The 21,635-nt window shown below is 45.0% G+C and carries 17 protein-coding genes; 9 read left to right on the top strand and 8 right to left on the bottom strand.

Features of this window, described 5'->3' with window-relative positions; translation table 11 throughout:
- Nucleotides 1-131: 131 nt before the first annotated feature.
- Nucleotides 132-356, bottom strand: a complete 225-nt coding sequence (locus CWI70_RS09955; RefSeq protein WP_126773302.1) for a DUF1653 domain-containing protein — start codon at nucleotides 354-356, stop codon at nucleotides 132-134.
- A gap of 117 nt (nucleotides 357-473) precedes the next feature.
- Between CWI70_RS09955 and CWI70_RS09950 the strand changes: the two genes are divergently transcribed.
- From CWI70_RS09950 to ppiC, 8 genes are all read left to right on the top strand, one after another.
- On the top strand, nucleotides 474-2,603 hold the full coding sequence (locus CWI70_RS09950) for a TonB-dependent receptor (protein ID WP_157980894.1): 2,130 nt from the start codon (nucleotides 474-476) through the stop codon (nucleotides 2,601-2,603).
- A 143-nt stretch (nucleotides 2,604-2,746) separates the two neighbouring features.
- Complete coding sequence (locus CWI70_RS09945; protein ID WP_126773298.1) at nucleotides 2,747-2,980, top strand: hypothetical protein; 234 nt, start codon at nucleotides 2,747-2,749, stop codon at nucleotides 2,978-2,980.
- Between the two features lie 12 nt (nucleotides 2,981-2,992).
- A complete protein-coding gene (locus tag CWI70_RS09940) occupies nucleotides 2,993-3,220 on the top strand; it encodes a hypothetical protein (RefSeq protein WP_126773296.1) in 228 nt (75 codons plus the stop codon).
- Between the two features lie 15 nt (nucleotides 3,221-3,235).
- Nucleotides 3,236-3,415 carry a hypothetical protein gene (locus CWI70_RS09935; protein WP_126773295.1) on the top strand — a complete coding sequence of 60 codons (180 nt, stop codon included), beginning with the start codon at nucleotides 3,236-3,238 and terminating at the stop codon, nucleotides 3,413-3,415.
- A gap of 1 nt (nucleotide 3,416) precedes the next feature.
- Nucleotides 3,417-3,650 (top strand): hypothetical protein, encoded by a 234-nt coding sequence (locus CWI70_RS09930; protein ID WP_126773292.1) that lies wholly within the window; start codon nucleotides 3,417-3,419, stop codon nucleotides 3,648-3,650.
- 68 nt (nucleotides 3,651-3,718) lie between these two features.
- A complete protein-coding gene (locus tag CWI70_RS12435; protein WP_126773290.1) occupies nucleotides 3,719-4,441 on the top strand; it encodes a hypothetical protein in 723 nt (240 codons plus the stop codon).
- Nucleotides 4,442-4,558: 117 nt separating this feature from the next.
- Nucleotides 4,559-6,244, top strand: a complete 1,686-nt coding sequence (locus tag CWI70_RS09920) for a class I SAM-dependent methyltransferase (protein WP_126773287.1) — start codon at nucleotides 4,559-4,561, stop codon at nucleotides 6,242-6,244.
- Nucleotides 6,245-6,271: 27 nt separating this feature from the next.
- Nucleotides 6,272-6,550 (top strand): peptidylprolyl isomerase PpiC, encoded by a 279-nt coding sequence (gene ppiC, locus CWI70_RS09915; protein ID WP_126773284.1) that lies wholly within the window; start codon nucleotides 6,272-6,274, stop codon nucleotides 6,548-6,550.
- Nucleotides 6,551-6,585: 35 nt separating this feature from the next.
- On the opposite strand, the gene CWI70_RS09910 is transcribed toward ppiC, so the two are convergent.
- From CWI70_RS09910 to CWI70_RS09900, 3 genes are read right to left on the bottom strand one after another with little or no spacing between them, the layout of a single operon-like run.
- A complete protein-coding gene (locus CWI70_RS09910) occupies nucleotides 6,586-8,550 on the bottom strand; it encodes a DEAD/DEAH box helicase (RefSeq protein ID WP_126773281.1) in 1,965 nt (654 codons plus the stop codon).
- Complete coding sequence (locus CWI70_RS09905) at nucleotides 8,547-13,928, bottom strand: DEAD/DEAH box helicase (protein ID WP_126773278.1); 5,382 nt, start codon at nucleotides 13,926-13,928, stop codon at nucleotides 8,547-8,549. Before CWI70_RS09905 ends, CWI70_RS09910 begins: the two co-directional genes overlap by 4 nt.
- Nucleotides 13,925-16,951: a hypothetical protein gene (locus CWI70_RS09900; RefSeq protein ID WP_126773276.1), complete on the bottom strand. Its 3,027-nt coding sequence runs from the start codon at nucleotides 16,949-16,951 to the stop codon at nucleotides 13,925-13,927. The genes CWI70_RS09905 and CWI70_RS09900 overlap by 4 nt, the downstream gene beginning before the upstream one ends.
- A gap of 269 nt (nucleotides 16,952-17,220) precedes the next feature.
- Here CWI70_RS09900 and CWI70_RS09895 point away from each other — a divergent pair, with 269 nt between their 5' ends.
- Nucleotides 17,221-18,546, top strand: a complete 1,326-nt coding sequence (locus CWI70_RS09895) for an MspI family type II restriction endonuclease (RefSeq protein ID WP_126773273.1) — start codon at nucleotides 17,221-17,223, stop codon at nucleotides 18,544-18,546.
- Here CWI70_RS09895 and dcm read toward each other — a convergent pair.
- The 4 genes from dcm to CWI70_RS09875 form a co-directional block, all read right to left on the bottom strand.
- On the bottom strand, nucleotides 18,521-19,786 hold the full coding sequence (gene dcm, locus CWI70_RS09890) for a DNA cytosine methyltransferase (protein WP_126773270.1): 1,266 nt from the start codon (nucleotides 19,784-19,786) through the stop codon (nucleotides 18,521-18,523). The genes CWI70_RS09895 and dcm overlap by 26 nt on opposite strands.
- Nucleotides 19,787-19,970: 184 nt before the next feature.
- Nucleotides 19,971-20,342, bottom strand: coding sequence for a VOC family protein (locus tag CWI70_RS09885; protein ID WP_126773268.1), 372 nt, complete (start codon nucleotides 20,340-20,342; stop codon nucleotides 19,971-19,973).
- Nucleotides 20,343-20,362: 20 nt separating this feature from the next.
- Nucleotides 20,363-20,803, bottom strand: a complete 441-nt coding sequence (locus tag CWI70_RS09880; protein WP_126773264.1) for a hypothetical protein — start codon at nucleotides 20,801-20,803, stop codon at nucleotides 20,363-20,365.
- Nucleotides 20,804-20,843: 40 nt separating this feature from the next.
- Nucleotides 20,844-21,617: a DUF547 domain-containing protein gene (locus CWI70_RS09875; RefSeq protein WP_241967881.1), complete on the bottom strand. Its 774-nt coding sequence runs from the start codon at nucleotides 21,615-21,617 to the stop codon at nucleotides 20,844-20,846.
- Between the last annotated feature and the right edge of the window lie 18 nt (nucleotides 21,618-21,635).

The following is a 21,635-nucleotide window of genomic DNA, read 5'->3' as shown; positions in this document are numbered from 1 at the left end:
CTAGTTGATTTGTTGCAACAACTAATTGTAGCTTTGCATTCGTCCAATTGAAAGTTTATCACCGTCCAAATGAAAATTAGTTATCGGCTAATTGAAATTAAAACCTCGTCCAATTGAAAATATACCTAGCATCAAGCCTCCCGCACATAACGAAAGCGCGGCACCTCGGCGCCGTCCACCACGACACTTTCAACAAACATAGCAAACGGGCGCACCCATAGCGCACGCTCACCGTACATTGGCCGATACAACACCAGCACTTCTTCGGTTTCAGAGTGGCGAACCACGTCTAGCACCTCGTACTCGGGGCCTTTGTAGTGCTGATAAACACCCGGCTTTATCACTTCATACGCCATTCTCGTCCCTCAAATTGCCGAAACACAAAAGATCTTAATGAGAATCATTGTCATTTGCATAATCACACGCTACACTCGCCTCCATTAAAACTACAACCTATTACGGAGACCACCAACGTGCGTAAATCATTCTACCTGCTTCCCGCTGCTATTGCCGTGCAACTGGCAGTCAACCCGGCCCAAGCCCAAGAAACCCAACAAGAAAACATCGAGCGCATCACCGTCACCGGTAGTCGCATCGTCGAAAGCTTCGACGAAGTGCCGGCCAGTATTACCATTATCGATCGCGACACGATAGAAGCCAATTTACACGTCAGCTCAGAGCTACAAAGCCTGCTCGCACTAGCAGTGCCTGGCATGGCACCAAGCACCGGCAGCTCAAGCAACTTCGGCCAAACTCTGCGCGGCCGCAACATGCTCATTATGATCGACGGCGTTCCACAAGACACGCCATTACGTAACGGCGCCCTTGGCATTCGCACCCTTGACCCAGCTAGCATTGAACGCATCGAAGTACTCAATGGCGCTACCTCAGTTTGGGGTAACGGCGCGGCGGGCGGCGTGATTAACTACATCACCAAAAAGTCGAGTGACCAAGGTAGTACGGTTAGTCTAACCCAAGCTTTCAAAACCAGTTTGGTCAAAACGGACGACACCTTAGGTTATCGCGCGGTGCTTTCTGTGAACGGCAGTGAAGGCGACCTAGGTTTCGTGGCCACACTGGCACAAGAAAAATATGGCGTACAGCGTGACGCCGACGGCGATATCTTAGGCTTGCAGTACGGCTTGTCTGACAGCAAACAACGCGACGCTTTCTTCAAGTTCAGCTACGACCTAAGCGACAGCCAGTACCTGCAACTAACCTACAACTATTACGACTCAGACCAAGACGCCGCCTATAAAGACGTGCCCGGTAACATTGACCTTGGCGAGAAAACCTATGCCGTGCCGCTCGACCCAAATGATGAGCAACTTGGTGCACCACAAGGCCCAGAAGGCAATTACAACGTCATGGCTAAGTACCACAATGACGCTCTGTTCGCCAATACCTCACTGACCGTTGACGCCTATAAGCAAAAAATCGACAACGTCTTCTTTTGGTCGCCAACGCTGGGTAATCCTGATGCAGGTTACGCCGGTGGCCAATCGGCCATCCTGTCAGAAAAGCAAGGCTTACGCTCTGTTTTCACTAGCAATTTTGATATCGGTGGCGTTTACGCGACCTTCATCTACGGCATCGATTTACTCAACGACGTGACCTCACAACCGTTGCTCGACGGTCGCATCTGGGTGCCCGAAATGGACATGAGTTCAAAAGCTGGCTTCCTGCAAACCAAGTGGGAACTCGCGCAAGATTGGACGCTAAAAGCTGGTGTGCGTCGTGAAGACATTTCCGTAAAGGTCGATGACTACGAAACCTTGCGCTTATGCCGCGACGCCAACACCTGTTCAACGCCAATGCAAGTGTCGGGTGGCGACATGGATTACGCAGCAACGACTTATAACGTCGGCTTACGTTACCGCTATTCGGACGCTTTCTCGCCTTTCGCAAGCTACTCAGAAGGTTACGAAGTTCCAGACCTAGGTTTACTGCTGCGTACCGCGACTGTGAGCGACTTAAGCTTGATTGAAAACGAAGCATCGATTATCAAAAATTACGAAATCGGCTTCAGCAGTCAACTCCAAGACCTGTTCTTTACCGCCGCCCTGTATCGCAGTACTTCTGACCTAGGTACCCGCAGCGTGTACGACTCAGCAACGGGTATTTATCGCCCAGCGCGTGCACCACAAAAGATCTGGGGTTTTGAAGCTACTGCGGAGTACACCCTGAATGACCATTGGAGCATGCAAGCGGCGTACGGCTACACCGAAGGCAAAGACACCGAGAACGACATGTACTTGGGCGCGCGTCAAATCAGTGCACCGAAGTTCACATCTGCGCTCAACTACACTCCGAATGCAGAGCTAAACGTTACGCTTAACTGGTTACACGTGTTCTCACGTGACCGCTTCGAACCTAACGCACAAGGCTTCTACAGCGGCGACCAAGGACCCATCGACAGCTATGACGTGGTCAACCTTTCGGCCAGCTATCAGCTCGACAAGTGGGAACTGTTTGGCGGCATCGAAAACCTGTTCAACGCCGATTACTTTCCGGCCCGCTCACAAGCGTTGCGCTATGGTACCGGCTACAGCGTAAAAGGCGTGGGTGCGACCTTGTCGCTGGGCGCGACTTACCGCTTTTAAGCTAGTCATCAGTTAAAACCAATCATCGAATAAAGCCGAAATCAAAGCTACCTGATTTCGGCTTTTTTTATGCATCGTCGATTTGACAATTCGTCAACAATTCTAAAGACTGGTTAATGATTAAACAATCCAAGAGAAAGCTTATGAAAATAACAACAATTATCGCGGCTCTACTCTGGGCTTTAACCACCCTCATCACCGGCTATTCGGTGTATTTATATCGCCATAGTCCTGATTCTGATGTTGAAGCAAGCTTACTACAGACGTTTTATAGCGTTATCAATATCGCTGTTCCGCTGGCTTTTGCCGTTTTCTTTTTCACGCTTTTTGTTCGGCAGTTAAAAAAAGGCGCTACCACAACAACTCAAAATAATTAAAAAGGTTTCGTTATGCTTTACGTTATTCTTTGGCTCATCTTATGTGTTCTTGTAGGCGCATTCGCGTCATCACGTGGTCGTTCGTTTATTGGCTACGCACTGCTCGCCGTGATTATCTCGCCACTCATTGCGTTTATTATCGTTGCTGTTCTGGGGCAAGTCGACAAACCTGCGACTGCATCGACCGATACTACGAGCGCGCCGCAAACGAAAAAAGACGATAGTGATCTCGATCTCTAACAGAGGAGCAGAACAATGAAAACGCTTCTGTACGTTATCGCAGGGATCATGGCCATTGATGCCCTCACTTACTTAGTGAATATGACGCTGTATTTCAGCAGCTACTCTATTCGCTTTAACAGCCTCGAGTTTATTGCAAGTGCATCGTTTGCTGTATTTTTTGCCATGCTTGCGCAGCGCCAAAAAGGAGCATGATATGAGACCCTTTATTTATGTTTTACTCATCGGCTGCGCAATCAATGCGCTGAACATGATCTGGGTCATGGGTGATGTTGTCAGTGCGTTCGAGTACATTCCAGGTTGGGATGATTTTTATTATCCAGAAACCAAACGCATCGCGGTTAATTTTTATCGCGCATTAGCAGAAACATTAGCTTCGGTGGTTACCGGTATCTTTGGCTTTTTGCTGTTGAAGCGCAGCCAGTCTTAGTCACCCGCTCATTAAATTAAACCAGGATAAACTTACTCTTTATCGCCGCTCAAAAATCTAGGGACTTCATGACTCAACATGGTGATCGCTATCAACAGCCAACGTTTTTCTTTCGTTTGGCCCTGTTGATTACTGTTGTCGTATTTAGTGGGTTTATCCTTAACTGGCTCATAAACCCAAACCAGCTCGAACGAGTCACCGTATGGATAGGGGTACATGGTGCATTCAGTGCAGCTTGGTACTTGTTATTACTGAATCAGTCATACTTGGTTAGAGCTCGTCAATTCTCGAGGCATAGACTTTGGGGAAAGCTAAGCGTCATACTCGTTATAGCTATTTTGCTTACCGGAGTAATAATGACTCTGGATCTCTATGAACGTTTGGTTAACTTCGGCGTATTTAATCCTGAGGACGCCAATGCAAGAGTTCGAGCAGGTGCGTTAATAGGAAGCACTTTCTTACAATGGACCCTATTCGCATGTCTCTACATATTGGGTTTGTTCAATATCGGCTCTCCCGCACATCATAAGCGATTTATGTTGGCCGCTGCCGTCCAATTAATGCCAGAGGGCCTAAACCGCTTGATTCACGTATTAGCGTTGCCGGGCTATATGATGTTAGTCATCATAGCTTGCGTTTATGCATCGATCGTCATATATGACTTGAAAACTACCAGCCGGATTCAGTCAAGCACGCTGATTTCAATAGCGCTATTTACGCTTCTCGCAACTTCAATTTACACCGTTTTCCAAACTCAAGTCTGGGGCGACTGGGTAGTCAATATACTATAAACGCTTCTCTTGGCATTCAGAATGCCCCGACGGAAAGATGCCATTGTACAAAAAAGCCATTATAGTGGGACTTATTCATACAACATTTGTTTGCAAAAGAAGAGAAAACGTCGAGGGATGGACGACAACATTACCTACTACAGCCGCAATGCGGAACAACTTGCCGAGCAGTACGACAGCCTTGAATTTGAACAGGTGCATCGCGACTGGCTTGAGCTGATTCCGACCGAAGGCATGGCCCTTGACGTTGGCGCAGGCTCAGGCCGCGATGCGCGCTTTTTGGCCAGCAAAGGTTTAAGTGTTGTGGCGGTAGAACCTGCTTCTGGCATTCGTGAACGCGCGCAGCACTATAGTGCCAAGCAGCCCATCCATTGGCTCGACGACAGCCTGCCCGAGCTCACTCAGGTCCACAAACTACAAACCAAGTTCGACCTGATTTTGCTCAGCGCCGTCTGGATGCACATTCCACCCTCAGCGCGGCAACGCAGCTTCCGCAAGCTCAGCTCGCTGCTTAAACCCAACGGCAAAATGGTCGTCTCGCTGCGCCACGGCGCCAGCCCCGACGAACGCACCATGCACCCTGTGTCCGCCGACGAACTCTCGCAGCTCGCGCAGCAGCAAGGGCTGACCTTTCGGTTGCTAGAAAAGCGCCAAGATGAACTAAAGCGCCAAGACGTCGCATGGCAAACCGTCCTACTAACGCTACCTGACGACGGCACCGGTGCCTTTCCGCTGATTCGCAACATTGTGATCAATGATGCGAAAGCTTCAACTTATAAAGTAGGGCTACTTCGTACACTGTTACGCATAGCAGAAGGCCATCCTGGCGCAGTGCTCGAACAAACCGAAGAAACCGTCGCCCTGCCGATGGGACTGGTTGCGCTGTATTGGCTAAAGCTCTACAAACCTTTAATCGATACCCTCGGGATTCAACAAAGCAGCAGCAATAAGGGTCTTGGTTTTGTGAAGCCTGAAGGTTGGCAAACACTCACTAACCGTAGCACCAACGATTTTTACATTGGCGCTTGTTATTTTGATCCGACCGAAGCGCAGAACGTGTACCGCACCCTAAAAGATATTGCGTCCACCATTCGAAACATGCCGGCCAAATACATCACCTTGCCGGGCACTCAAACCGAAGTTTTCCACGTCGAGCTAGAGCGGACCCAAAAACCCAAAGGCGCGTTGGTGCTGGATTATGCGTTTCTAAAGTCACTCGGCACCTTCTACGTGCCACGGAGTATTTGGGATGCGTTGGCACGCTTCAGTGTGTGGATTGAGCCAGCGTTGGTTAACGAGTGGAGTAGCTTGATGGCAAGCTACGCACTCAACCAGCAACGCGCACTGTCACGGGTCGACTATTTAAATGCGCTGGCGTGGGAAAATCCCGAGCGCACCACGAGCCGCGTGCGCAAACGCGTGGAACAGTTGTTGAATGCAGATCACGTGCGATGTTGTTGGTCTGGCTCTGACATTCGGCCACGCAATTACGCCGTCGACCATGCCTTCCCGTTCGCACGCTGGCCCAACAACGACCTGTGGAACCTGCTGCCGACAAAAACCGCCATTAACGCAGCAAAATCGGATAAACTACCGACCACACAGACCCTGTTGCAGTCACGCGACTTGATCGTCCAATGGTGGCGCCAAGGTTGGGAAGAGCATAGCGATGAATTCTTTACTCAAGCCAACTTTGCTTTACCGAATTTGTCGCCGAAGAACAAAAGCTACAATGACGTTTTCGAAGCGCTGACCTTACAACGGGATCGCATTAAGCACTTGCAGCAACTCGAAGATTGGTAGCGATAATACCTTGGGGAGACGTTCAGCATGGCCCGCGCCCACGCCTTACACATACTGGTTAAAACCGAAGCCGAAGCAGCCGAGCTCAAAAAGCAGCTCGCCGCTGGCAAAAAGTTCGGCGACCTCGCCCGCAAGCACTCCCTCTGCCCATCTGGCAAAAAGGGCGGCGACTTAGGCGAATTCCGCCGCGGCCAAATGGTGCCCGCCTTCGACAAAGTCGTCTTCGGCAAGCCCACGCTGGAAGTGCATGGCCCCGTGAAGACGAAGTTTGGGTGGCATTTGATTAAGGTGCTATCGCGCGGGTGAGGTCACATACAACTAGCAGTCGTAAATGAGTTGTGCTAATCAAACTCAACACTGTCAGGCATCATTCGTCCAATTTCCATCATGGTCTTAGAAAAATAGGACTCAGGATCTTTTAGAGTAATGACTAGGGTATCTATAGGTCGTGTTAATGCAATAAAAACTTGACTCCATGCATGAGCTGCAGCGATTGATTCAATATCCTCAAATGCAAGCTCTTCACTTTCACTGAGTCCCTCGTTTTTACGTGCCTGATAGCAAGCAAGCCAGAACTCATCGAGTAACTCTAATATGACTGTCCAACCTTCTAGACCTCTAACACTCGCATACTGTACAATTCGGTATTGTTTTTTAGAGCGCGGAAAATCCTTTCGATAAACGTCATCAACCCCATCCCAAATTTGGAAGCCATTGTTAGACAGCGCCATACCCAATTTGCTTTCTTTTTTAGTGCCCAATTTAACGACATTTGAAGCCGGTACACAAAATAAAAAGTCAACTTCCGCATTTCCCTTTTCGTGAGCAGCTTTTATAAGCTCATCATGTAGCGAAAGCTTTGTTGTGTATGACGCGGTCAGAAAAATGATTCGTCCTCCACCGGCTCTTTCATTAGGCTTTAGCAAAGGAGGTAAAGCAATTGAATCCGCGATATTATTTACGAAAATAGAAAGGTTTCTCTTCATTCTTAAACATGACGGCAATGGGATTGTTTCTACGCTTTCAGAAGCGATGTGTTTGGTCCAATTCACCCTACCGCCTCTTAACAACTGATCAACTCCATCCGCGATACACATTCTAGATTCACTGTATAGCGCCATTAATAACTCGGCTTCAGCTTGTGGCCAATCTTGACCTTCATCTACAAATACCAAGTCAAAATCGAATGTGTCATTATCACTCTCTGTCAAAGCACTGATATCGTTTGAAGTAACAACTTTTTCAGATAACATTTCAATCGCAGTATTGCAGTGCTCTTCATAATTATCCAAGAATTCAGATTCACTTTTGTCAATTACACCCAGCGCGACTAACCACTTATAAATAAACGACATTACCGTGGACACAACAATACCGCCGCGATATATGTCACTCGGCACGCCTATCAATGCTAATGACCGTCTAATATCTGCAGCCAACGCATGGTTGTATGTTAAGAAAATAGATCGTCGACCGCTTTCACGGAATACTTTCCACGCAGCCTGAAGCAGCATGATAGTTTTACCAGCTCCTCCATAGCCTCTTAAACAAATCATCTGTTTCCCGAGACCTTTTATTATCCTTTCAATCTCTTCAGTTTTTGTAGTAATTAGATCCATTCGGCGTCTATCTAACGCTGTTGGTGAAAGTTTCCGAAGCAGGGGAGCGGTTAACGCCTTTCTAATCTCCCAATTTTCGCCTGAACTCAAAGTTAACACCCCACCAATATTCCTAACGTTTGACGCAGCAGCTAACGAGCTAAAAAAGTCATTTCCTGTAAAGTCTGCGCCAAAAGCACCTGCTACTCTTACCCTAGTAACTCCGGTCATATAAACTGACCTATGAACAAAAATATTGATACCGAGATCTGCCATATAGCCAGAAATTGCATGTAACTGTTTGATATTTTGATCGATCGCGCTTTTTTCCCCTTGCTTGGCGCCACGATGGTACTTAACAAGTATGTTATCACCATTAATAATGACTGCTGAATCGTCGTGATCTTTTACCTCAACCGCTGCAACCAGGTTCGTGGCACGGATCGGCTTATTCATAACACGTTTACCAGCAGAGTCCCTGAGAAACCTTGTCGGTTTAAAAAATCTATTTTCTTTAAATACCGCACATATAACTATGTCAACATCAGACACGTTATAGCCAGATAGCTTAGCACTAACTACGATCTTGACTAACTCTTCAGCCGCTGGCGTTCGTTCCACGCCCTTGAATGTACTCTTTATTGACTCAGCTATATTAATAGCAGCCCGATACTCACTCGTGCCCTCTTCACCAATAACCTCAATCAACTGTAGTCTCCTACACGTAAAATATATTTCGCTGGATATTTAGCAAAATCTCGGAAGTCAACAAAATCTACTTTCAACTCACTACCATATTTTGATTTGAGCTCAATTTTTGCTTCTATTTGAAGATCCGTCGCCAGTCCTTCTCTTATATGCCATAACGGATGACATAATATTAGAGCTAGGCGCCTATCAGTCACGATAGCCCTTAAATCCCCAGCTTGTTCGACGCTTAAATTTATGCCAACTTTCTTGCATATTCCTACAAAACTATTCAATAAAGTATCGGCTCGTGAAAGCCACCTATATAAATCCAGCCGACGTCCAAGAACTAGCTCTGTTATATCCAAAGCAAGCCGCCAGTCTAATAAATGATGCTCCATTCTATTGCCATAGTTCCTCAAGCAATCTTGACACGACTGGTCACACGAACTGTGTTCATCACTCTCCCACGCGGATTGCCTCAACTTGTAGTGAGCTTCCAATGCATCTTTAAGCCGATCCTCACTGAACATTCTAGCTGCATACCCTGCTCCGTTCTCCAAAGTGTCCGCTAGAAAAATTAGCTCTGTTGAGCATTGGGGAGTACGAAAAACACCTCTACCAACTCTCAGCTCTGAAGGATCAATATCGAGATAAGTTGAAACAGCCATTCTTAAAAACTCAGCAAATGAAGCTATTGCAATTCGGGCGGAGGGTTGCTCGATATCGATGACACCTCTATTACCAATACCTTCTGCGCTATCAATCAATACGCTCAGAATGTCTGTTTTAAAAACCACTCCGATGGCGCCAACTTCGAATGGCTCTCCATCTATATCAAGGTCTTTTAAACGACGATGATCTTTATATAAAAACTCATCTTTAACAATTGCTTTTCCATATGATTTGTAAAACTCGAACATGTGCCCACGGTTGTCATTAATCAGGCTTATAGGCTTGTCATTTGTTAAAGCAACCTTAACCGCGTTGAATCCCAGTCCTTCTGCAAAGTTAGGCTGAAATGCTAACTTTGGCGGCGGTAATGATCCTCCCCGTTGACGCTGGCCATGGTGATCAGAGGGGTAGCTCGCTGACACAAATCCTTTTGGTTGAAACAATTTAAACTCCTCAGTCGGTAACTTGCATACCCAACATTCATCATGCAAACCTAACTGAACCGAGTTGCAACCAGGGTCGGCACACTTACTGACTATTACCGGATCCCCTAACGGGTCATCATCCCAATAAAATCCTTTGTAGTTTTGCTTTAATAAGCCAAGTCCAACAGCAGTGTGAATTTGCTTGTCTTTAGGTAATTCAGATCCTGGAGAAAACGACCAGACGGCATGATCTATGGGCCTGTCGCTTATGACTGGGTCTCGCCCGCTCTTAGGGTAGCCCGTAAATAAACTTCTTACTCTTGTAGGAAAACCAAACATTGGTAAAACGCCCGCTGTTGCAAGACGTTCGCTTAATTCGTCTTGTATAAGACTAGAATCTTTGACTACATTAGAAACTAATTCGCACAATTTATCTCGGCAAAAAGCTACAATAGATCTTTTTTCGTCTTCAGTTAACAATGTATAGCTTGTCAAGTCGTCACAGATGTTTTCGACTTCAGTAGTATTGTTAATCCAACTTTGAACATCGAGTTTGTAACAGCTCTCCCATTCTTCCGTTTTCCCAAATGCACCGTGAGTACTTGAGGAGCGCCTCAACGGAGGAGAGGGAAGCGCATTAAAAGCACGCCTCAAGACCTCTGCGATTACAACTCTTCTTACTATTTCAATACGATTTAGGTCAAGATAGGGCTGAGGGGGTGTATCTCCAGTAATACGTTCAGGGTGATTAAAATAATAATCGTCATGTGAGCTTCCTTTACAAATCGTTAAAGCGTATGAAAACGTCTGTCCCGCTCGACCCGCTCGACCAACTCTTTGCTGATAATTAAATCGCTGTGGAGGCATGTTCGCCATCATAACAATCTGTAATGAGCCTATATCGACCCCCACCTCCATAGTCGTTGTTACGCTTAAAACATCTATCGACTGAGTTGTTTCACATTCATCGTTAATGAATGCTTTCTTAAAGTGCCTTTGTCTTCTTCTTTGCTCTTCTAAAGGTTTTGTTTGGCCTGTAAGCTCTTCAACTCGAAGTTTATGAGATACCTCTTGTGCAACCCATTTATAGTAGCTGTCGACTTGATCGTTCGCGACTTCATACTCCTTAGAGTCACAAAATGCTGAAACACACACACTATAAGGCTTGTTTAAACTAAGCGAGGAACATGAGGAACATTTCATAAGTTGCTGTTTATTTGAAAAATGAATTCTCATCGGCAACTGAACACTAGAACTGATCATCAAAAGCCAGTTAGTGTTTATAATTTTGCTACTTTTCAATGCCTCACCAACTAAATCACTTAGCTCCTCGCCGCTCAACCCCACTGAAGGAGCGATTTTTTTTAAGTACTCTTTAACGATAGCGGGTGCTCGGCTGCTAGCCCTTGTTCGTCCTTCTTCATAGTACCCCGCTCGACCTAATAGCCTGACCGTGTTTGCCGCTACGCCTAGAGCTTCGGCTTTTGGCAAAGGTGCCAGCCTATTAGCGTCGAGAATTGGTTCAACGTAAGCGATGCCCATAGACTCAAGATCTCTTCCTCCGCCATCAAAAATAGCTTCTGTGATATTTTTTGCCATCACACCGCGAAGTCTGTTTCTTTGCTCATTGGCCACGATATCTGGAAGCGGTTGCCAATCTCCTTGAACTGACGGCTTGAAATACCTCCACCACGGTTGATCTTTTTGTCCCTGAAGAGAGTGAAGGGGTCCTGCTGGATTGATCCCCAGAGCAACCAACTCTTTTTCAACTCGTCTCATCAAAGATGACCAAGAAATTATGCCTTGACTTAGTTCACTATGAGAGTACTCCTTAATTACTTCTAACTCACTCTCGTCTGCAACTTGACGTGCTTTGTTTTTGAAAGCAAAAAAAGCCTCTGGGGAACTCTCCTTCAGCTCCGATAAAAATGACTGCTCCCGCGGGGTTAATGAGTCAAGTCTATAAAAGAGTTCTTCTATTTGCTGTGCGGAATACGTGTCTCTTCCTGAGATCACTTTGTACAGAGTCTGGCGGAGAACATCCCTGTAATGGTTCAGTTCGAGTTCAGCCGCAACATCAGCAGCATCATCTCTACTGTCGGTAAAAGTAATCATTTGAGCTGCAGAACCATTACCTCCTAGCTTAGATACCGCCCTATCAGCAATTAGTTGAGTCGTTACATTTAGGCCTGTTCTCAAGCCTCGAATAGGTGAGTTTACATTTGAGGAAAAAAAGTTATCCAGTTCTTTTTGAAATCTTGACGACATACAACATGGACATTTTTCTGGAAGAGCAGCAATAGAACCAGTTGGCGCATTTGAAATATACATAGTGCCACTTCTCGAATCACCGGGTTTTTGCCTCGATAACCGCCCCAGCATCGGGTCGAAATCAGCACCTACAAATTCAAATGTCGAACCTTTATGTTTCCAAGGTTCAATTTTCCGCGCTGGCTCCTTTGGCCAATACCAAGCATAATGTTCATATTTTCGCTGATAAACTAATTGTGGCTGACCGATGGATAACTCTGACTGACCAGATTCAAGATAAATTCCATCTTCATCTGGGAAGTCTTTTGGCATCGTGGTTACGTAACCCCCAAGAAATGACTCTCCACAGTCATCACAATACAGTAACTCGAGGACTTGGCCTCCGCACCCGCATTTTAGTAGTGGGGTTTTAAATAGTTTTCCAATCCTTCGAGATGGAAAGTTGAAATCTGCGTCAACTTGATCGCAGTCAGGGTTCGAGCACGCCCATACTCCTTGAATTTGTCGTAAAAACATATGTGCTCGAAAAGCGGGTTGAGGCTCCTCATAATTGTTTACCACCTCATTATTTCCCGCTGTTAATAACGTAGCCAGAGCCCTCTCGTCATAATTCTCCCCAAATAAGTGATATCCAATTTCACTAAGTCTTGAGGGTATCACTCTTCCATCAGGCATTTTCCCCGCTAAAAGACACGCTGTACCTATTGCATCTCTTGGTGAAAAATCACTAATACATCTTTTTATTGCCAACTCATCTCCGTTAAGAACGTCAGCTGATAGAGCCAGAACTCGATCTTGATTCAATGGCAAGCTAATATTAGGTTTTCGAGGTCTACCTTCAAATACATCAAACGAATTTTTACTAACACCAAAAAACTGTTCTAGAAATTCCAAGCCTTCATTTCCATCTAACGAAGCACTCGTGCCTATGCATCTGAGTTGAGGGGAGTCAGGCTTGAGCCCAAGGCGAGAGAGTAGATTTCGAATTACCAAACTTACTTCTGTACCTTGCGTTCCTCGATATCCATGAAGCTCATCGATAATCAACGAAAAATGATGATCTTCCGACTCACTCAACCATGCTTTTGTTTGCTCAAAGATAGGGTCTTCTATATCCCGCATTAACATTACATTCAGCATTGACACGTTTGTGATTAAGATGTCGGGTGGCGTCTCAATCATCTCCCATCTAGTCAACATTTCACCGCAATCGGGACTCGGAAATTGGCTTCGAACATCTAGGTTTGTTTGCGCGAGATTATTAGCTTCATGCTCAATAGTTCTTATCTCCTTGGCAACTTCTTCAACAACCTTACTATGCCGCTTTGTCAACTTTGTCGGCGGCATAGCGGTGCCACCAAGAGTGGCTCCAGTGTACCGACCAAAATAAAACACTGGACTTCCAGTTTCTTCAAGTCCTCTTATCGCGGCCTTCCTTATACGCGATACTTGATCCTCAACCAGAGCATTTGTAGGGTAAAGAATTAATGCTCTGACAGCTGGCTGTATACAAGAGTTTTTCGCCCGCAACCCGCTCCATTCAGTTTCCTCACTCCAGTTCTCTCTCCACCAGCGATTTATAGGTGAATGAGGGTAATCTATCCGTTCGGAAATTAGCCGAGCAAATATGGGAGCGAGAAAGCTTTCGGTTTTTCCAGACCCCGTACCCGACGTAACAACTACATTTCGAGTGAGTGCATTGTTTTCAGCTAAAGACGTTACGACGGACTGTTTTTGATGAAGACGTAGCTTAAATTCAGGTTCTGCATCAAAAAGCATTCTAGCTAAGAGAATAGCCACATCTTCGCTCAGCCCAACCTCTCTGACCACATCGGATATTGAACAAACTGAGGGGTACGCAAATACAGCTTCTATTAAAAGATCTTGTGCAGTCATTCCAGGAGATTCAAGCAATTTCTCTCGCTCGTTCATAACCTCGCTATCTTTCATCCTGAACGCAGTATTGTAGTACTTGTGATATGCATCTTTAATATAAGAGAGAACATCGATTGGCGTTTTTTCGTTCATTTTTTAACCATTACTTTTTTGAAAATAATAGATGCAATTTGTTTCGGAATATGACGAAATACTGATTTAGTTCCAATTTTAGTTGGCAGCTGCCCCGAGCAAGCGACTAAAGCACGACGATACAGGAGAGGGGGTGGACAACCAACAAGACTAGATAACTCCTCTGTCACTTCGTCATAGCTAATAATTTGCATGTCTCCTTTTAAAGCTGCGCTCAGCTTTGCCAGCTCACATGGCATTGCTCTACATATTCGGTTTTCGTCATTGTAAAAGTAGGTTCTACCATTAAATAATCCTCTATAAGCCCCTTCACCAGTTGAATTATCAAACTGACTCTTTATCCACTGGTTCTTTTTTACGTCGTATTTTTCAACTACTTCATCAGGCCCTAAAGAAATTTTAGGCATTTCTGCGATCATAGTCGTAATAGACGGTAAGTGCTGTGCTAAAATAGCATCACTAGCTTTTATCACAGGGATTTGTAATCGACAGCCCTCCTTATGGAGCCTGTACTCAAGTTCTTCTCCTTCAGTTTTACCAAGCTGCCAACCAATTACGTCTGGTCCAAGTTCCTGTTGAAAATCTTTCCGTTGAAATTCATTCAACTCTTTGCTTAACTGCTCAACTAAATTCGTGCTCCTGTAGCCAGCTAAAAAGGCAAAATTGGACTCGGTGACGACCAAAGTCGTTGGTGCTATGGACCACCTTTTAAGCCTAAAGTTGTTTGAGTCAAACTCAATATCTATATGCCCTAAGTCTGACAAATTCAGGACAAATTGATAAGATTCCCAGGGCTCTGAAAAAACGTCAGAGCAAACATTTTGTATAGCTTTCCATGTCCCGTGCTGCAAATAACATAAAGCATCAAATACTAAGTTCACATTTGTAACTGGCTCAGGAAACTTGGGTGCACCTTTTACTTCTAAGTCCTCTTTTGGCTTGCCCGACTTCTGTCGTCGATTTAGTCTATAGAAACCCATACGAGGTTTTCTGGAGAGAACCATACTATCGCAGTCTTTACATCGCATCGGGCGAACTACTCTTTCAAAATCTTCAGGCGTTATCGCGGGTGGACATTCCCAAATATGGTACCCTCGCAAAATACACGACTCAGTGAAGCCGGATAGGGTGTTCAAATCATACGTTTCCTCTATTTCAACAACCTCTGGTATATTCGAGAGCTCTGACTCAAAATCACAGGGCGTTTCTTGTTGTTCCATTGGCGATATATTTTTTGTTAGCATCCCCCTCAAATAGGGTTTATTAGAGTCTAAAGTAGAAATTGATTTCGCCGTTAGCTCCCAACTCTCTTCTTCTTTCGCAAAAGAGTACGCGAGTAGCCTTTCATCGAGATTAACTGTTTTCCTAGGGTAATTCGCCGTCCGAAAGGATATATTTCTTTCAGATATCACTTTGTTGTCTTTTTTAGCGACTAGTATGAAGTTATTATGTGGCCCCTCTAATGTAATAAGAGATCGTAAAAAGTCGCTATTTCTTGGTGAACCAATATTATGCCCTAACACCTGATTTTTATTTTCAAATTGAATACTCTGTAATTCCACACCTAAAAGCCCATCAGAGGATGCTGCGATTACGTTCGGTGGAGCACTCGCGTGCCATACATTCTGTTGAAGCCTTATTCCTCCTTCTAATTGAATACTGTTACCCAAGGCAAGCGGAACTAAACACTGTAGGTTGTCACTCACGTTATCTTTTACGTTATGAATAATGTATACGCTTGTAATAAGTACCCAGTTTTCAGGAATATCAAGACCTTGATCACGTGTTAATACCTCAAATTCATTTCTCGCATATTTGTTTAGGAAGCAGACTACTTGTGACTGCCACTGTACGTGACAAATTAGTGCGTGTTCAGTAAACATGGATACTCTAGAGACCTCTTTAAAGAAGGTCCCCGCTTCGGCCCTCGACAAAGGAACTATAGGCCTTGGACGATGCTTTAAATTATACTCAATACCATCGGCTTCTACCGATATCGGTAAAGTTAAAAGTCCGTCCAGTTTCAAAGTATGAGTTGGTCCTAAATATGACAAATTCGAGCCCGGAAGCGCAGTAAAGACTAAAGATTCATTAGCTTCTCTCTTTATGTCATATTCTGCTGGCTCAATGAGTTTAGCCTTACCTTCGAATTGTGCATCACTAGTTAAATATATCTGTATCTTGTTTCTCGGAAATTTTTTTCTAACAAGTATCCAGGCTAAAAATTTTTGACCTTGAACTTCTGAAACATTTGAACAGTCTTTCGCATCTAACCTTGATAACTCTTGTAGTGCTGCGATTGCAACCCTTTCTCGAAGCTCTACTTTCGACCAAAGTTTTCTCAGCCATAAATTAGGTTCACTCGTCACCATCCACTGATGAATATATTGAGTGGCATCAGTTATACTTAAATTTTCATGCGGGGAAATCCCCAAACCTAGGAACATACGACGAAGCCTACTTTTCTCAGACTCTCTAACTAGAGTCTGAGAAATCGCATAACTCACATATTTCCATGAATTAACTTGTTTTGCGGTTGGAATGCCTAAAGCATAATCATTTTCAATCAACCATTGGTTAAGAGCATTCCAGAAATCGGCTGTAAACTTCGCTGATAGGCGTAACTTAGATTGCTTGGTTTTATCCGTTTCTTCGAGAAATTCGAAAAGCCTTTCGTAGTAATTATTTGCTGAGTAGCTATTATCTTGCCGCATACGCTCGGCCGATATAGACAACCCCAGCAATAATCCGATAAAAGGAGGTGGAGCACTTCCACGATTTTTATTCCACTCCTTGAACTGTCTGACATGCCAAATATAGGGATTACTGTCAGTCCAATCGAATGTTGATGAAATAGCTCTACTTATTACAACTTCAATATTGTCCAGGTCGCAGTTTAGCGATTCCGCTAGCTCGTTAGACGAATCATTATCAAGGTCTAAATAAACAGGTTCCTCTTGATGACGACCATCAAAATAAAGTTTTACGGCAGACTCGTTAAGTTTCCGGTATGAAATATTCATACGCACTAGGTCCGTTTTTCACTCATTTAACCCACCGCATAGCCATGACCGCATATTGATATTAATGCTGAATCAAAGTATCGATAGTACTGGCCAGCGTTAAAGGTCTAACTTAAACTAATACATCATTTTAACAACAACTTTCGCACAATTTTGTTCCGGCGTATAGTTCTGTTAGGCTCTCTTGGTAAAATTTCACCTTGCCCGAATTAACGACGAGTTATAATGTAAGGATGCTTTTAGACTTTTATCGCGGACATATCGAATAAATGACTTCGGCTCAAAATATCAGCAACAAGGAAAAATCGGTGAGTGGTCAGAGAGTTAAAGAGGATGTGGCCATCCTTCTGACTCGCATGCTCAACGAAGGGCTCATAGAATCTTTCACCTCGGACGAAACATTTAAGCATCGGGACTACTCTTACGAGAAACAGTTTAAAACTGACTTTATAGTAACGACGTTGGACCAAAAGTTCATACTAATTCGGGCAAGTAACTCATTCAGGTCAGATCGAGCCAAAATTTCGTTTTATGACTTTCTTGGTATTCAGAGTTACTCCGAGTTTTCTGGAGACATCGTTGCATCAATCCTTTTGTTTCCTGATGACGAAATTTCAAACACTACCTTTTTGTCAGCTCGTGAGCGAATTCATGCAAACGAATTCTTCTCGCCGGCATCACATTGGTTAACTTACGCTGAGTTCATTGAGTTCATTGACAACTACAGGTCCGAAATTGAAACAGCTATCGAAAGCGTGTCGGAAGTAACCGACTATTTTTCATCACAGACAGAATACACAACTGACTTTTCAACCGTTCACCTAGCTACGCGAGAGCCTACAGGTAGTTATTACGGGCGCGCGGGCAACCAGTTTGAAAAATACTTAGTCAGTGAACTAAATAGCGAAGAAAACTTATCAAAATTTAAGTATGGGAAGTCAGATTGTTATGAATTTCATGAACTAGTGACTGGTATTACGGACGCATTAAGCATTCCTCGAGAACAAATCCAACTTCTCGAAGCTACTGACACCATCACAAAACTTAAGAACCTAGGAAGTCCAAAAACAGATGTCCACCTGAAGATTTTCACTGGCCCAAAATCTTTTCGAACCGCGAACCTGAGCATCAAAAATACAACTTCAAGTCGCGTAAGTTGCCACGACTATCAAGCAAAGGACTTTGTTCGGGTCATTGCACCAAGCGATGATGCCTTCAGACTATTAGTAACAACTTTTCAAGAGGCAGGCTCCTGGACACAATTTGAGAAGCTTCTAACTGATCGAGGTGTCGCGTTAGATATAGACAGTACTCTTAACCAATATATGATGAAAATTATTGAATGGGCTATTATCGGCAAGCACGACGAAGATAATATTATTGATCCTTCAACTCAACTAGCTGACTTTCTGTTGACTAGAAATGCAAATAACGGACTGTGTAAATTGCAGCATGCTCAAGATTACTGCAATGAACTTTACCGAAACATTGGAAATAGCAGAGGGGCACCATTTTCATGGACCTACCCCTCGAAGCGTCGTGGAGAGAGAATTCAGTTAAAGATGCCGCTTAAACTGCCTCAACCTCAAGAATAGCCTCGTCTGATGGCTTGGCTTTTTTCGTGGCTTTAACAGCATCGTTCTTCTCAAGGGCTGAAGTAATATTACTCGCAATCGCTTCAATGACAGTTATAACGACTGAATTCCCCATTTGTCGGTACATTTGGGTTCGAGAAACTGGAAACAGAAAACTTTCGGGGAAACCCATTGCTCGTTTGCACTCATTTGCTGTTAATAATCGAATTCCTGTTTCACCATCTTTTACGAAGGTCCCGGTAAGTCTCTGTATCTTATGATAACTAGAAACAAGTGTCTTCATAGGACCAGAGGTATTGCGATCAATCAAAATGGGTCTACCATCGTCTTTCTTGAATAAATACGTTTTCTGTAGATGTTTCGATATCGAGTAACCATCTATATTTGACTCAAGACATGAACCTATATCCGCTTTGATCATTGGTGGTTCAGGAAAAGAAAATTCCTCATTTCCTGAAAACGCCACCAAATAAAAACGTTTTCGATTCTGGGGTACCCCAAAATCGCTAGCATTTAACACCTTGTGATAACACTTGTACCCTAAGTCATCCAAAGTTTCTAAAATCACTTTCAAAGTATTTCCATTATCGTGATTTACAAGCCCTGGTACATTTTCTAAAAACAGTACTCTTGGTCGTCTTTCGGACGCAATACGAACAATTTCGTGAAACATTGTTCCTTGTGTTGGGTGCTTAAAGCCTTCTCGTTTACCAATATGGCTAAAAGGCTGACACGGAAAACCAGCACAAAGAATATCGTGGTCGGGGATATCAGATGCTTCAATTCTCGTTATATCACCGTAAGGTACTGTTCCGTGATTAGTGTAATAAGTTAATTGAGCGTGAATATCTATCTCTGAGGAAAAGACACAAGCACCGCCAGCTTTCTGGAAAGCAAAACGAATCCCCCCAACCCCAGCGAACAAATCAATGAACTTAAACTTAGCACCCTCAGCTTCGATTTGTTCTGAACGATGAGTGGTGTCTGCCAACTGCTTGTGATTTTTTTTCAGTTCATTAAACGTGATGCTTGGCTTGATAAATGACATGATTCGTCCCTCTTTTATTGCGGCTGCGTTGGCGGTTTTCATGTAAAAAAGTTCAATGAACGCTGGATGCATAGTTCGATCACCAGATTCCCATTGCTGCCAAGTACGAATGTTTGCATGAACAAGTTCCGCAGCTTGACTTTGCGTCAATCCACAGCGTAATCGATGGGCTTTTACTTGGTCTTGTTTCACAGAAAAATCCTTCCTCAGCACCGGAATATTACGTTCAATGAACGTAATAGTAAATGGTTTTCTATGACTAATTTACCGAATCTATTGAGTCCCTCGTTTTATACCAACAGTGTGCGACATTTAGCGTCGTGCGCACTCAATTAGCTTAGCAATGGGCCCCAGACAAACGCTCCTAAGCAACCAACTACCGATGCTGGTCCAACAAAATCGCATTGCCATCTGGGTCGCGGATCATCAAGCTGCCACGGCTATCGGGGCCATCTAAATTGGCGTTAAAAACTTCGACGCCGGCGGCTTCGAGCTGCTTGCGTAGTTCTCGGATGTCGGTGAAGGGTTCGACGTTCTTACCGTTCTGGTCCCAGCCGGGATTGAAGGTGAGAATGTTCTCGTCGATCATGCCTTGGAACAAGCCGATGATGTGGTCGCCGTTTTTCAAAATGGCCCAGCCTTGCTCGGTCAAGTCCACAAGCTGTTCAAAGCCGAGCTTCTTATAAAAGGCAACCGACGCTTTCACGTCTTTTACTGCCAAGCTTACTGAAAATGCACCTAGGTTCATGTTTGTATCCTCGAAATGAATTAATCGCACTGCTCCGGCACCCAAATGGCCACGCCTTCGGCGGTTTTGTCCATGAGGCCGAAGGATTTGCCGATGTTGATGCCGAAGCCGAAGTTGCCGGTGCTGCGGCCGAGGCCCGTGCCGACGTAAACCGAGTCATCGCGTTGTTCGCCTGTGCGCTTCAGTAAGACGCCATTGGCACCCACGGCTGCGGCAGCTTCACGGAGGCGTTGCAGCACAGCATCGATTTTTGCTTGGTCACCAAAAGCGAAAGACGCATCGCTGGTGGCAGTCAGCAGAGCAATGGCTTCAAAGCAAATAGGTTCCTCAAGGTAAACGAGGACCTCACTGGCATCGAGAGGGGTGCGCGCGGTGCCGATCATGTTGGTGGTACTGGGCGACGCACAACCTGCGACAACAACTACCAAGGTTAAAGCAATCACCAACTGTCGCACGCACATATACTTCTCCAACTGACCAAGCCACTGCTTCTAGCGTAGTCTATCGTGCGTTATTTCGCAGCTTAGCGTTAGCAGGATTGTTCAAGCGCCAGTCATAGTCGGTGTAGCGAATGCGGATGTCGCCCATTAGCAAATCGCGCTCGGCTTGGTCATCGGCCAGCGCATCGGCATAGCGACGCACATAGGTGCGAAGATCGCCAAAATCCTCTTCATACCAATCGAAGATTCGCGAAAGGTACAGACCTTGTTCGTCGATGCCGTTGTTCGAGCGGTCGCTTAAGAAGGTCTGCATTTGATCTTCAAGTTGTGCGTCTAAGGCGTCGGCAGTGTAGGCTTCGGCGCGCAACTTGGGGCAACTCATGGCAGCGCACACCAACACCGCATGAATCCGAGGCTCGTCAAAGTCGACACGAATCGTGTCATGTTCGATCCAGTCAAGGGTTCGCATCTCGCCCAACAAATCGACAAAATCAAGCTCCCAAGCAGAGTAAAACAAGCCGCCAAGATCACGAATTGACTCATGCTCACCACTGGCAAAGGACGCATAGTTGTCGATAATCAGTTCCAGCGTGAAGGCGTTGTAGGCGTTTATTAAAAACGCCAACTGTTGGTCACGGTTCCATGCGTCGTATTGCTCAACCGAAACGTCGGTTAGCTCTTGTAGGTAGGCGTTCAGTGCAGGTTCGTCGGCTTGCAGGGCCGCGTAATCGACTACCGAACGACGTCCGTCGTCGTAGACAATGACGTGCTTCTGCAGCAGTTCGGTGTAAGCGGCGTGACTGTGGTCAAATGATGCAGCAAATGCTCCACTCATTGGCAAGAGCCACACTAG

The sequence above is a fragment of the Pseudidiomarina homiensis genome, from assembly GCF_003987225.1.
Lineage (GTDB): Bacteria > Pseudomonadota > Gammaproteobacteria > Enterobacterales > Alteromonadaceae > Pseudidiomarina > Pseudidiomarina homiensis.
This window is presented reverse-complemented; position numbering and strand designations above follow the sequence as displayed.